Genomic DNA, 12,692 nt, shown 5'->3' on the forward strand with positions numbered 1-12,692 from the left:
TTACCTCACGATGAGCTGGAGCCCGGCCGGCAGCGCGGGGGCGGGCTGGCCTTGCGCCATGGCGGCCGCGCCATCGGTGACGATCCGGTCCGCCGCGATGCCGGCATGGGCGAGATAGTCCGACACCGCCCGCGCCCGCGCGCCAGCGAGGGTGGGCGTCGCGCCCGGCACTTCCACGCGGATGGTCACCAGCGCGTCGGGACAGCCGCGCGCGGCGGCGGCGACATGATCGAGCAGCCCACGGCTTGACGGCGCGATGGCGTCACCTGCCGGCGAGAAGCCGATGCTGCCGCGTGTCAGCAGATCGTCGATCGCCTTCTGGCACTGGGTGTTGTCGCCCGCCATGATCTGCGCGGCGATGTCGAGCCCGAGATCGAGCGTGAAACTCTTCGGCAGCGCCTGGGTGAGATTGGCGCGGATCTGCTCGATGGCGGCCGGGTACAGCACCGTCCCGGTGAAGCGCAGCTTTGAATCGTCGAAGCGCGCCTCGCCGGCGCTGGTGCGGGCAAGCTCCTGCAACGCCGCGGTGACCGCCGCCGAGAACGACGCCGGCGCACCCTGGGCGAGCGCCGAGACGTCGTTGACCGGCGCGCCGAGCAGCAGCGCCTTGGCGTCCGCCAGCAGCGCGGCATGAGCCGGCGCGTCGGGGTAGAAGCCGGAGAGGGTCAGCCCCTGCCCGTCCTTGCGCAGGCTGAACACATAGGGCGAGACCACCGGCGGGCGCACATCGCGCATCAGCGTGAAGCCGCCCGGCAGCGGCCCGGCCAGCGCGGCGTCAACGGTGGCGAAGGCCGCCGAATCGACCGCCTCGCCGCTGATCGCCAGTGTGGCGTCCTTGCCGCGCACCGCGCCCGCGCGCAGCTTGGCGAGCTGGCTGACGCCGAACACCGTGGCGTTCACCCACGCCTCTGCCGCCGGCCCGCCGGCCGCGATGCGGATCTCGTCGCTGAGCGGCACGCCGGGGAAGCCCGCCCGCACCGCGTCGAGCAGCAGGCGCTTGGCGTCCTCGGAAGGCGCATAGCCGGTGAGGCGGATGCCGCTGCCGGTGCGCTGCACGCCCCACACGAAGGGCGCGACGGTCGGCGGTTCGACCGCGAAGCGGGTGAGCGTATAGCCCTCCGGCACGGCGCGCCGGGCCCCGGCCAGCGCGTCATAGGCGGCGAAGTCGGGCGCGACGCCCTCGATGATGATGGTGGTGCCGGACAGCGTGACCTTGCCCCCCGGCAGCCGCCCGAGCTGGGACAGCGCGAAGGACACGGCCTTCAGCCAGCCCTCGGTCGGCGGGGCGCCATCGGCGAGGCGCAGGCGGTCGGAGATGGCCGCGCCGGGCACGGCGGCCCGCACCATGTCGAGCAGCGCCCGGCGGGCATCGCCGAGCGGGATATAGCCGTCCAGCACCACACCATCGGGCTCGCGCGCGGCCGACCACATGAAGGGCGAGACGGCCGGCGGCAGCACGGCGAAGCGCGCCAGCTTGAAGTCCACCGGCAATTCGCTGCGCACGGTGACTTCCAGCTCGTCATAGGTCGTGAAATCCGGCGCCCGGCCCTCGATGGAGAAGGCGTCGTCCGAAAGGGTGAAGCGCCCGCGCTGCATCTTGGCGAGCTGGTCGAGGCCAAAACTCACCACGCCGATGAAATCGCCGGCCGGCACGCCGCGCGCACGCACCAGTTCCTTCGCCCCGCTCAGCGCGACGCCCGGAGTCATCTTCTCGGCCGCCTCGATGATGCGCTTGCGCGCATAGGGCGAGGGCACATAGCCCTCCAGCTTCAGCTTATTGCCGTCGCGAATGGCGGCGAAGGTGAAGGGCCGGCGTTCGGGCAGCAGGGTCGTGCGGTCCTCGACAAGGCGCACGCCGAACAGCTGGCCGAGCTCGGCCCGGACCTTGACCCGCGCATCCTCGGACAGCGCCTCGCCTTCCAGCACCGCGTCGCGGCCCTTGAAGCTCGCATGGGCCCAGGATTCGCCGATGGCCACCAGCAGCCGGTCGGCACGGTCGGTCAATTCCGTCTCGATCGGCGCCCGCCCGAAATGCAGGGCGGCCGCGAGCAGCAGCACAAGGGCCGGCAGCCCCTTCCACCAGCTCCGCCATCGACACATCACGCACGTCCCCCATGAAGGCGCCGGCCCGGTTCCCGCCGCCCGCGGGAGCCATGACAAGCGACAGGCGCCTCAGACAGTCTCGATAGCCGGGTCGTCAGACCCACTCCCCGCCCCGCATCACCGGCTCGGCCGCGCCGGCGGCGGTGATGCCGTCGACGTCGACCTCCCCCGAACCGATCATCCAGTCGATATGGATGAGGCTGGAATTGGCGCCCCGCGCCGCCAGCTCCTCCGGCGTCAGCGACGCACCGTTGATGAAGCATTTGGAATAGGACTGGCCGAGCGCGATGTGGCTGGCGGCGTTCTCGTCGTAGAGCGTGTTGTAGAACAGAAGCCCGCTCTTCGAGATCGGCGAGGAGTGCGGCACAAGCGCCACCTCGCCAAGGCGACGCGCCCCCTCGTCGGTTTCCAGCACCTTGTTGAGCACATTCTCGCCGGTGCGCGCCCTGGCCTCGACGATCCGCCCGCCCTCGAAGCGCACCACGATGTCCTGGATCAGCGTGCCCTGATAGGAGAGCGGCTTGGTGCTGGCGACATAGCCGTCCACCCGGTCCTTGTGAGGCGTGGTGAACACCTCCTCAGTCGGGATATTGGCGTTGCAGATGATGCCGTTCTTGGCGGTGGAGGCGCCGCCGGCCCATTCATGCTCGTCGGCGAGGCCGACGGTGAGGTCGGTGCCCGGCCCGCGGAAGCGCAGCGCCGCGTAGCGCCGGGCGTTGAGCCGCGTGGTGCGGGCGTTGAGTTCTGCATTATGCGCGTCCCAGGCGGCGACCGGGTCCGGCGTGTCGACGCGCGAGGCGGCGAAGATGGCGTGCCAGAGCTTGGCGACCGCGATGTCCTCGGGATCATCGGGGAACATCGCCTTGGCCCAGGCGGGCGAGGCGTAGGACACGATGGTCCAGTTGATGTCGAAGCCGGCGATCAGCGACAGCGCCGGCATATAGGCCTTGGAGCGCGCCCGGTTGGCGCGGGCGACCTTGTCGGGATCTTCATTGGCCAGCAGCGCCGGGTTGTCGCCGGAAATGGCGAGCCGGGCGGCGCCGTTCTTGAAGGCGTTGGCCATACCCTCATAGAGCCAACCGCTGGCTTGGTCGAAGCTCGGATCCGGCGCGTTGCGGAAGCGCATCAGCGCGGCTTCATCGTCATGGAACAGGGTGGTGACGAGGCTCGCCCCGGCCTTGTAGGCATGTTCGGTAATGCGGCGCACGAGCGGCAGCGCGTCGATGGCGGCGGTCATCACCAGTTCCTGGCCCGGACGCAGCCCGAGGCCCACGCGCACCGCCACTTCGCCGAGCCGGTCGAGCCGCTCGTCATGCGAGAGGGCTTCCGGGGGGACGCCAGCGTGCTTGGTCATGGGCTTCTCCGATACTCGTCCTGGTGAGGCTCGTCGTCATTTCGAGTCGCGCGCCATTCAAGAGAGCCCATGCCCTCCCCGTCAAGGCAGCCGAACCCGAACGCGGCGGGCCAGGGCCGCCGCGCGGTGAGTAAGCCACGCCGCTCCGGGCTATTTCGTGACCGGACGCGCCGTCGGCTTCACGATCACCTGTCCCTTGGGAGCGAACCACGGATCGGCATAGGCGCCATAGCTCGGCCCGAGAGAGGGAAACCACGGCCGTCCCTGCGGCAGCACGTCCGTGCGCGTGTAGAGATCGCCCTCGAACGGGCCGGTAAATTCCATATTGGGGTTCTGCATATGCGGCAGATATGCCTTCAGCGCCTGGGCCGAGCCGCCCAGACCCGCGGTCATCGCAACCGCCGACACCATCCCAAGCCCAATTTCAACCCACCTGCGCATGCTGGTCTCCCTCGCCTGCGTGAACCGGCGCCATGATGGCGGCCGGCCGACAAGGCCCAAGCGGGAGCTCGTCGGATGGTTCCATGATAGCAGGCTCCGGGGCACCGGACGAGACGCTGACGCAGCGGCGGCGCGGCTTTGCGGGCGATCACCAGCCGACGAGCCAGTCCACCACCATGCCGGCGCTGAGGGCCACAACGAGGCTGACGCCGATCGCCACCAGCACCGCCGCGCGGGTCTGCCGCTGGAGCTGGCGGTTCTTGCTGGTGAAGCTCAGCGCCTCGACGGCCTCAATGATGGCCTCGGCCGGGCTCGCCCAGACCTGCTGCCCGTCCGGCACGATCATCAGGTTTTCCGGCTTGCCGAAATCCTCGACCAGATGGCCCAGCGCGTCGCGACCCCGCTCATCGGCCGGCACGCGCTCGGTCAACGTGCGGCACTCCTGCGACCACAGGAAGAACGGCTTGCCGAGCGCCTCGCCATAGCCGATCTCGAAGGCCGTGCCGGGGTCCATGTGGACGCCGCGAAACGGCGAGATGTCGGCGATGATGGCATCCGCCTCATGGATCATGGCGATGCAGCGCCGGCGAATGTCGGTCGTCGTGCCGTCGAGCGGGTAGAGCCCCTCCACGCCCAGGCTGGCGCATAGCGCCTTCAGCTCGGCGCCACGCTCGGCGGCGTCCGGCCTGAACACGTCCGGTCCCGCGAGGTACAGGCGAAGCGACATGGTCGAACTCCCTTCAGGCGGATCGCGCCCGCGACGGCGCGATGTAGCCGAGCCCAGCACCTACGCGCAAACCCCGCGCCCGGACCGGCCGCACCGCCTTCAAGGCCCCAGCAGCGAGAAGAGATCGCGGACGGGCTCGACCTCGGGCGGGGGATCCTCCTTCGCCCCGCGCGCCACCACGACCAGCGCGTCATCCACCAGCGACTTCTGCAGCGCCCGCGCCTCGCTCCACGGCGCGCGCAGCCAGACATCGCGCTCCTCCGCCGTGGTCAGGATCACCGGCATCGCCTTGGGATGCACCGGCGCCACCACGGCATTCGGCTCGGTGGTGAGGAAGCCGAACAGGTCCGTGGTGACCGGACCTTCCTTGACCTTGCGCACCCCCGTCCAGCGGGTCCAAAGGCCCGCGAAGAAGGCGAGCGGGCGGTCCTCGCCCAGCGCGAACCAGACCGGCTCATGAGTGGCGAGGGCATTTTCCGAAAAGCTCGTGAACGGCACGAGGCAGCGATGCTGCGGCGCGAGCCAGGGCCGCCAATGCGGCGAATCGACCTTGCGTATGTTGGTGACGCCGGGATCGCGCCCCCGCCCCTCCAGCAGGAAGGCGGGCGAGGGCATCCCCCAGCGGGCAAGGACGAGCTCCGCCCCCTGCCCCGCCCCATCCGCCGCCCGTGGCCGCACGATGGGGGCGGGATAATCCGGGAAGATGCCCGGCTGCGGCGGCAGGTTGCCGGCGCCGTTATGGAGCTCGCCCGTGAGGCCGCGCACCAGATCGGCGATCGCCTGAACATTGCTTCGGTGGCTGTAGAGATTGCACATGGCCGAAAGCTAGCCCGTGCGGCACCGCCGGCCAAGAAGGGTCGGGGCCGGTCTCAGGCGAAGCAGCCGGCCTGTCCTTCCGGCCAGAGCGGATCGGGACCCCCGTCGGTGTGCCGCGTCTTATCGGCCTGACTGTTCACCTCATTGCCCTGACTGGTCACCTCACTGCACTGACTGGCCGGCCGGACCGGACCCAGAACCACCCGGTCCCGCCCGCCCTGTTTGGCGGCATAAAGCGCCGCGTCCGCGCAGACGAGCAGCTGGCTGACCGTCTCCGGCCGCGCTGGCGTCAGTATTTTAATACCGACACTCAGGGTGCAGCCATCCCGCCCCTCGAAGAAGCGGCCCGTCGCCGCCGCGAAATCCGCGCGGATGCGCTCGGCTACATGGAGGGCGCCGGTGGAATCGGTTTCGGGCAGAAGGACTGCGAATTCCTCGCCCCCGGTGCGGGCCGCGAAGTCGCCGGGGCGGCGAAGCTGTCCCGCTATCGCCTTGGACAATAAGCGTAAAACCTCGTCGCCGGTGGCGTGCCCATAGCTGTCATTGATCCGCTTGAAGCGGTCGGCATCGAGCGCCAGAAGGCTCAGCGGCTGCCTCGCCCGGCAGGCCCGGTCACGCTCGCGTTGCATGACCTCGTCGAACCGCCGACGGTTGGGCAGGCCGGTCAGGCCATCGGTCGTGGCGAGGGCCGCCATGTCGATCTCGGCCTGGTGCCGGCGCCGCAATTCGGTGCGCAGCTTGGTCGCGAGCAGGATGGCGGCCACGCACATGAGCAGGACGACAGCGCTCAGAATGAACAGCCTTTCCAACCACTTGGCATAGATCTGGGTGGTGGACTGCGACGCCACGAGCAGCAGGTTGGTGTTGGCGATCCAGCCGAAGGTCAATATGCGCGTGGCATCCTCCACCTGCGTCTGGTCCACCGGCCCACCCGGCAAGCCGCCGCGCGCATGCATGACGCCCCCGCGCTCCGCCGCCGCGAGCGCCTGCTGAAGCGCATCGCCGGCGGCATCGCGCTTGTTTCGGCTCTGGCCGTTGAACAGGGCGAGCGGGCGTCCCGCTACCATGGCACCATCAGCGCTCAACAGAGCGAGGCTGACCGCCTCCGGACCGCGGCCTTGCAGATCGTCGATAACCCGCTCCAACAACGCCACCGGCACAGCCACCACCGCCGCGCCGCGAAAGCCGCCGTCGGCGTCGACCAGCCGCCGCCCCATCAGAATGGCCTTGTTGGCCCCCGCAAGCCACGGCACGGGCTCACTGATGGATGGTGCATCACTACCGTCGCGGATGTGTTGCACGAAGCTCCGGAGATACGGCGCCCCGTCGAGGGGAACCGCGTCCATCGGATCAGCCCGCACCTGCCCGTCGGGACCGGTGAGGAACAGGTTGACGGGCGAAGGAAGCCGTTCGGCGACGCTAAACAGCGCGGACTGCCGGTCGTCACCCAGCGCGCCACCCGTCGGACTGGTCAGCGACACCGCGAGATCAAGCGCGAACAGCCACAGATCCACCTCCCGCGAGATGTGGTTCTCGGCGAGATGCAGCATGTCGCTCGATGAGCGCAGCGCCTTCCGGGTCACCTCGTCATAGGTGATCCACAGCGTCAGGCTGGTCGCGGCGATCAGCAGCAGCGAGACCAGGAGGCTCAACGGGAGCAGCAGGGTTTCCAGGCGCGAGGAGATAGAGGGCAGCTTCATGGCGCCAGCCGATTCGGGGGTATCGTTTTACTTAAGCGGCCCTGGCGCGTGCGGCGTTGAGGCAGAACAAATCCTTGCCGGGAAAGGCGGCTGTGGCGAGCGGTAATTTGCTCGGGTTGAATCCCCTTGGTCCGCGCTGTCTCCTGCGCCGAGTCAGTGGAGGCGCGCATGGGCGGAGAAGGATCGTTTGTCTTCAAGGCAACGCTGGCCGCACTCACGCTGCTAATGCTGGCCTATGTGTTCCGTGTCTTCGATTAAGCCATCGGCACGCGACGAACGGCGCGCCGGATGGCGACCGCGGCTGGGCTCGAACCAGCGACCTGCCGCTTAGAAGGCGGCTGCTCTATCCAGCTGAGCTACGCGGCCGGGGAGGCGATCCGGGAGTTGCCGATCAGTGCGTCCACTGGCCGAGGCGGCGGAAGCTGAAATTGTCCGAATAGGCGATGCGGCGGCGCGTCGGCTCCTTGGGCTCCTGCACCTGATAGGCGATGCCATGCTTCTCGGCATAGGCGACCGCCTCTTCCTTGCTCTCGAAGCGCAAACGAAGCTGGCTCTTCATGTCGGCGGAGCTGGTGTAACCCATCAGCGGCTCGACCTGACGGGCGACCTCCGGCTCATAGTCCAGCACCCAGAGCTTGGTCTTCGCCGTGCCCGACTGCATCGCGTTGCGGGCCGGCTTGTAGATGCGTGCAACCATTCAACTCGCTCCCATAGCGTCGTGCCGGCGAATTTCGCATATCCGGATGGTCGGGGCAGCAGGATTCGAACCTGCGACCTGAAGTACCCAAAACTTCCGCGCTACCGGGCTGCGCTATACCCCGACAAGCGCCAGCGTCGCCGCCAGCACATGAACAGCGGCATCGCATCCACGCGCGGCGCCGTCAAGCCGATCCTGCCCTATCGGGCCGTCCGTCACGGCGCAGCGAACATCCGGTGGCTGACCCGGTCGCCAACCGCGATCCCGCGGGCCCGCACCGTGCCGGCCGGAAGCTCCAGCACCGCCCGCACCGCGACGCCCGAGGAGATCGTCGCGGTCGAGAGCGGGGTGGTGTCCGTGGTGATGGAGGCAATCCGCCCATCCGAGCGGATGAACAGCATGTCGAGCGGGATATAGGTGTTCTTCATCCACATATAGACGGGCTGATCGACCTCGAAATCGAACAGCATCCCGGCATCCGGCTTCAGCTCGGTGCGGTACATCAGCCCCTTCGCCCGCTCCGCCGGCGTGGTCGCGATCTCGACCGTAAAGCTGATAGTGCCCTTGGCCGTGGCGATGGTGAGCGGCTCGAAACTCGCCGCGCGGGCGGGAGGCGCCATCAAGCTGAGCCCGGCGAGAAGCAGGAAAAGGCAAAGCCACCGGGTAAAAACCGGAACGACGGAGCGGTAAGCCCCGGCCGGAACGTAAAATGATACCATTAATGCGGGGCGCGGGGCGCCTTCCCTAGTGCGACGAGGGCGTGGTGGCCCCGTCTGGCCGAACCTCAGCCGCCATCAGACCCTTGGGTCCGGGCCCGAAGCGGACCAGCACCATCTGCCCGGGCCGCAATTCGGTCAAGCCGTGGCGCCGCAGCGTCTCCATATGGACGAAGATGTCCTCTGTCCCCTCCCCGCGGGAGAGAAAGCCGAAGCCGCGCAGCCGGTTGAACCACTTCACCCATGCCCGCTCGAACCCGCCGACCGGCTGGACCGCCACATGGGTGCGCGCCTGCGGAAGCTGGGAGTGGTGCAGCGCGGTCGAGGCATCCATCGAGAGCACGCGCAGGGCCTGAAAGCCGCGTTCGCGGGTGATGGCCTCGCAGACCACGCGGGCGCCCTCTTGAGCGGTAGTAAAACCGCCCCGGCGCAGGCAGGTCACATGCAGCAGGACATCGCTGCCACCACCATCGGGGACAACGAATCCATAGCCCTTCGAGACGTCGAACCATTTGATGGTGCCGGCGATCTGGAGGAGGCCTTCCGCGCGGTCGCTGGCATCATCCGCGTCCAGCGCGTCGTGCTCCGCCAGGCCATAATTTGGCAAGGTACCGTCCGAGACCATCGGCCATTTACCTCCGCGAACGCTGCGCCCCGCCGCCTGACCAGCGCCTTATGATTCTGCTCGGGCAAGCATAGCACCCGATCCCGCCACGAAAACACCCAAATTGATTCGGCACGAACCTCGACGGTGCTTAATTACCATGAAGGCCCATGGATAGCTCGAGCACGTCACCGATATCGGCGTGAATGACGAGATCAGCCACGGCGTCGAATTCCGTCGGCTCGCGGTTCACGATGACGAGCGTCGCGCCACGTTGTTTGGCGGCCGCCGGAAAGCCCGCCGCCGGCCATACGACGAGCGAGGAGCCCAGCACGAGGAACACATCGCACCCGTGCGTCAGTGCCCGCGCCCGCTCCATCGCCTCTTTCGGCATGGGCTGCCCGAAGGACACGGTCGCCGTCTTTATGGGGCCGTCGCACGCTTGGCAATCCGGCGCGCTACCGCCGCTCGCGTCGAAATACAGACGCACCCAGCCGATTTCGTAGCGGGCTTGGCACGCGAGGCAGGTGGCGTAGGTCGTGTTGCCGTGGAGTTCGACCAGTTTGTCGGGCGGCACGCCGGCCGCCTGATGCAGGCCGTCGATGTTCTGTGTGACGATGCCCGCAAAGCGGTTCTCAGATACCAATCGCGCCAGAGCCCGGTGTCCCCGACCCGGCTGCGCGCCGCCAAAGGATTCTTCCATGGCAAAGCGCCGGCGCCAGGCCTCGTCGCGCATGTCCCGCCGGGTGAGGAACGTCTCGAAGTCGATCGGACGATTGCGCGTCCACAGTCCGCCGGGCGAACGAAAATCGGGGATGCCGCACTCGGTCGAGATGCCCGCGCCCGTAAAGGCGACGCCCCGGCGCGCGCCGGCAAGGATCACGCCCAGTTCGGCACAGCGTATCTTGATGTCATCGTCCGCCGTCATATGTTGCGACCACTCTCCAGGCGGCCCGGCCGCCACAGCCCGCATGAGGACCCATGAAGTACCTTCACACCATGGTGCGCGTCACCGACATCGACGCCTCTCTCGATTTCTACGTCAACAAGCTGGGTCTGGAGGAGGTCCGCCGCAAGGAAGTGCCCCAGGGCCGCTATACGCTGGTGTTCCTCGCGGCGCCTGGCCAAGCCGGCGTCGCCGAGGTGGAGCTCACTTATAACTGGGATCCCGAGGCCTATGGCGAGGGCCGCAATTTCGGCCATCTGGCCTATGAGGTGGACGACATTTACGCCACCTGCGCCAAGCTCCAGGCCGCCGGCGTGACCATCAACCGCCCGCCGCGCGACGGCTACATGGCCTTCATCCGCTCGCCCGACAACATCTCGATCGAGCTGCTGCAGAAGGGCGGCGCCCTGCCCCCGCAGGAGCCGTGGGCGTCGATGCCGAACACCGGCAAGTGGTGAGACGCGCCCAGCGACATCCTCGCTGGTGATGCGGACGACCGCGGCTCACCCGAGCCGAGATGGCCCATCGCTGCCACAACAGGCAGGACCGGAGGCATCGGCGCCTCCGGTCTGGGTCTTGCGACTGGTCACTCCCGCACTCGCGCGAGCCTGTGGATGACGCGATGCATGCCCTCTTGTGCGCCGGCCCGCGCGCCCCTATAAGGCCCCGGCCTGCGCGCCCTTCGTCTATCGGTTAGGACGCCACCCTTTCACGGTGGAGAGAGGGGTTCGACTCCCCTAGGGCGCGCCAGGCTTTTCAATGGGTTAGCCCATCCCCGCCTCTGATTTGTCGAATATTCGTCTAATAAGCGCTGGCGAATGTTGGGGGGCGCGCACGGACGTGTCGTGGCCCCGCTTGCTCGACCGATCGAATGATTTCGAGGTATTCGGTGGACGACGCTGCCGGCACAAGCGGCTCACCTGAAAGCGAAATTCTCCTCAATTTTCGGCAGCATCTGGTGGAGCGATTGCGGCTGACCTCAAGAACGAGGCCGCTTCTAGAATGCGCTCACCTCGGGGCCATTCTGGATGCGTACCTAGAGCATGTGGCCCGGTATGTCCCCCAGCGTCCGCGCGAGATCGTATACTTGGCAGACTTCTGGGACAGCAAACGCGCGCTCAAATGGGCAGGCGAGATTTTTGAGATTGTCGATGCCATCAGAAGGGGGGCGACCTCTCGCCTTACCTGTCTCATCGCGTGCATGGCGAAACCTACGTTTGGCAACCAGGCAACGGCAGAGACTGGAAATCCCGCGACTTCGCTTTGAATGCGTATCAGATGCACCATCTGCATCTATCACGCGCCAAAGGCTGCCAGTCGTATGGTGACGACCTCTTATATGTGCGGTTCCGGCGCAACGAGGCGTGCCTGCTTTTCGTTGGCGATCACAAGAGCTTTTTTTCGGGCGAGGCCCATTCGGCAGCGGTGAAAGTCAATCGTCATGTCGGCTTAACCCTCGTCGGGGTCGAGCCATCCGATGAAGCGAACCTGCCCAGAAAGAGTACGCTGCTTGCGCTTCATGGCTTCACCACCCATGGAGCGGCAGGCAACTCAGCGGTAATGGCGAGCCTTCTCACATCTAGCGGCCATAGCATCGCAATGAAGCGCTACTCCGATAGAATTTTAGATGCGATCGATCAGATTGCAACGAAAATTCTAGACCGAAGCGAGTATAGCAGGTGGTTTGGTGATCATACAGGCCCGATCCCGCATCAGCCGGAATTTGCGCTTATTATGGATCACTTGGATTTTGCGATTTACGAACGCGTATCTAAAGTTCTGATCCGCGCCCTCGATTACAACCATTAATCTAATTGATCATATAGCGTCAAAGCGCCGAGCACGTCCCATTTCGATCGCCGGCGAGAACTGCTGCAGGAGCGCGCTTACTTAATATTGGGGCTCGATTCCAAGCAAAAGCCCTTATTTTGTCTCAGTAATCTGCTCTCGTTGCAGAAGAAACAAATCCAATTCGTGGGCATATTGTCGAGGGCGCGCACTTGCCCCTATGAATTTGTCCACACAATCTTCGATGCTATCAATTATCGTTATAATTTCAAGAAAATCCATACACTTAAGATCTCTACTGCCATCAAAGTATCTATATTCAAAATCTTTGTGTGGTTCATGATAGAAATAAATTATTTTTTTAAACTCTTCATCATTATTCATGCCATTTTTCAAACAGTGATCGTATAAATTATTTAAATTGTGACCAAATTTCCTGGATGAAAAAGTATATTTAATATATCCACAATATGCAAGCCACGATTTTAGATATAGCTCAAGAGAAAATGCCAATAAAAGATTCATTGGAAGAATGGAAAGTGTCATTCCGTGCGATTTTCGGAGTGGGCTTGCATACAAGTATTTTGAGGTCTCTAAGTACACTTTGGCTGGAACGTAGTAGTATTCTGAATTTTTTATTTTTTCAACATCAGAAATCATACTGCAGTCCCTCGATCGGTCATTTTCATACGCCCCCATGGTTTCTTATAGCTGATTCAATCTAGTCGCCTACCGTCTCCTGCCGCGTCCGAGCCGAAAGTCGAGACAGTGGTGGCTGCCGAGCCGCGCGATGCCAGCCC

The 12,692-nt window shown here is 65.4% G+C and carries 13 protein-coding genes and 3 tRNA genes; 3 read left to right on the forward strand and 13 right to left on the reverse strand.

The window, feature by feature from the left end; all coding sequences use genetic code 11:
* The 12 genes from OU996_RS15965 to OU996_RS16020 form a co-directional block, all read right to left on the reverse strand.
* On the reverse strand, positions 1-2,100 hold the full coding sequence (locus OU996_RS15965; protein ID WP_267582600.1) for an OmpA family protein: 2,100 nt from the start codon (positions 2,098-2,100) through the stop codon (positions 1-3).
* Positions 2,101-2,197: 97 nt separating this feature from the next.
* A complete protein-coding gene (locus tag OU996_RS15970; protein ID WP_267582601.1) occupies positions 2,198-3,457 on the reverse strand; it encodes an aminopeptidase in 1,260 nt (419 codons plus the stop codon).
* A gap of 150 nt (positions 3,458-3,607) precedes the next feature.
* Positions 3,608-3,850 (reverse strand): hypothetical protein, encoded by a 243-nt coding sequence (locus OU996_RS15975; protein WP_267582602.1) that lies wholly within the window; start codon positions 3,848-3,850, stop codon positions 3,608-3,610.
* A 196-nt stretch (positions 3,851-4,046) separates the two neighbouring features.
* Entirely contained in the window at positions 4,047-4,625 is a 579-nt protein-coding gene (locus tag OU996_RS15980; RefSeq protein WP_267582603.1) for a nucleoside 2-deoxyribosyltransferase, read from the reverse strand.
* 99 nt (positions 4,626-4,724) lie between these two features.
* Positions 4,725-5,441 (reverse strand): SOS response-associated peptidase, encoded by a 717-nt coding sequence (locus tag OU996_RS15985; protein ID WP_267582604.1) that lies wholly within the window; start codon positions 5,439-5,441, stop codon positions 4,725-4,727.
* Between the two features lie 53 nt (positions 5,442-5,494).
* A complete protein-coding gene (locus tag OU996_RS15990) occupies positions 5,495-7,141 on the reverse strand; it encodes a sensor domain-containing diguanylate cyclase (RefSeq protein WP_267582605.1) in 1,647 nt (548 codons plus the stop codon).
* A gap of 289 nt (positions 7,142-7,430) precedes the next feature.
* Positions 7,431-7,507, reverse strand: a tRNA-Arg gene (locus OU996_RS15995).
* Positions 7,508-7,532: 25 nt separating this feature from the next.
* Positions 7,533-7,838 carry an ETC complex I subunit gene (locus tag OU996_RS16000; protein ID WP_267582606.1) on the reverse strand — a complete coding sequence of 102 codons (306 nt, stop codon included), beginning with the start codon at positions 7,836-7,838 and terminating at the stop codon, positions 7,533-7,535.
* A gap of 47 nt (positions 7,839-7,885) precedes the next feature.
* Positions 7,886-7,962: transfer RNA gene (locus OU996_RS16005), tRNA-Pro, on the reverse strand.
* 91 nt (positions 7,963-8,053) lie between these two features.
* Positions 8,054-8,458, reverse strand: a complete 405-nt coding sequence (locus OU996_RS16010) for a DUF192 domain-containing protein (RefSeq protein WP_267582607.1) — start codon at positions 8,456-8,458, stop codon at positions 8,054-8,056.
* Positions 8,459-8,582: 124 nt separating this feature from the next.
* Positions 8,583-9,179: a cold-shock protein gene (locus OU996_RS16015; protein WP_267582608.1), complete on the reverse strand. Its 597-nt coding sequence runs from the start codon at positions 9,177-9,179 to the stop codon at positions 8,583-8,585.
* Positions 9,180-9,309: 130 nt separating this feature from the next.
* Entirely contained in the window at positions 9,310-10,086 is a 777-nt protein-coding gene (locus tag OU996_RS16020) for an SIR2 family NAD-dependent protein deacylase (RefSeq protein WP_267582609.1), read from the reverse strand.
* A gap of 53 nt (positions 10,087-10,139) precedes the next feature.
* Here OU996_RS16020 and OU996_RS16025 point away from each other — a divergent pair, with 53 nt between their 5' ends.
* From OU996_RS16025 to OU996_RS16035, 3 genes are all read left to right on the forward strand, one after another.
* Positions 10,140-10,562: a VOC family protein gene (locus OU996_RS16025; protein WP_267582610.1), complete on the forward strand. Its 423-nt coding sequence runs from the start codon at positions 10,140-10,142 to the stop codon at positions 10,560-10,562.
* Positions 10,563-10,779: 217 nt separating this feature from the next.
* Positions 10,780-10,854 (forward strand) — tRNA-Glu (locus tag OU996_RS16030).
* 528 nt (positions 10,855-11,382) lie between these two features.
* Complete coding sequence (locus OU996_RS16035) at positions 11,383-11,913, forward strand: hypothetical protein (RefSeq protein ID WP_267582611.1); 531 nt, start codon at positions 11,383-11,385, stop codon at positions 11,911-11,913.
* A 114-nt stretch (positions 11,914-12,027) separates the two neighbouring features.
* Here the strand turns inward: OU996_RS16035 and OU996_RS16040 are convergent, their stop codons facing one another.
* Positions 12,028-12,552 carry a hypothetical protein gene (locus OU996_RS16040; protein WP_267582612.1) on the reverse strand — a complete coding sequence of 175 codons (525 nt, stop codon included), beginning with the start codon at positions 12,550-12,552 and terminating at the stop codon, positions 12,028-12,030.
* Positions 12,553-12,692: the final 140 nt, after the last annotated feature.

It is taken from the genome of Ancylobacter sp. SL191, from assembly GCF_026625645.1.
In the GTDB taxonomy this organism is placed as follows: Bacteria; Pseudomonadota; Alphaproteobacteria; order Rhizobiales; family Xanthobacteraceae; genus Ancylobacter.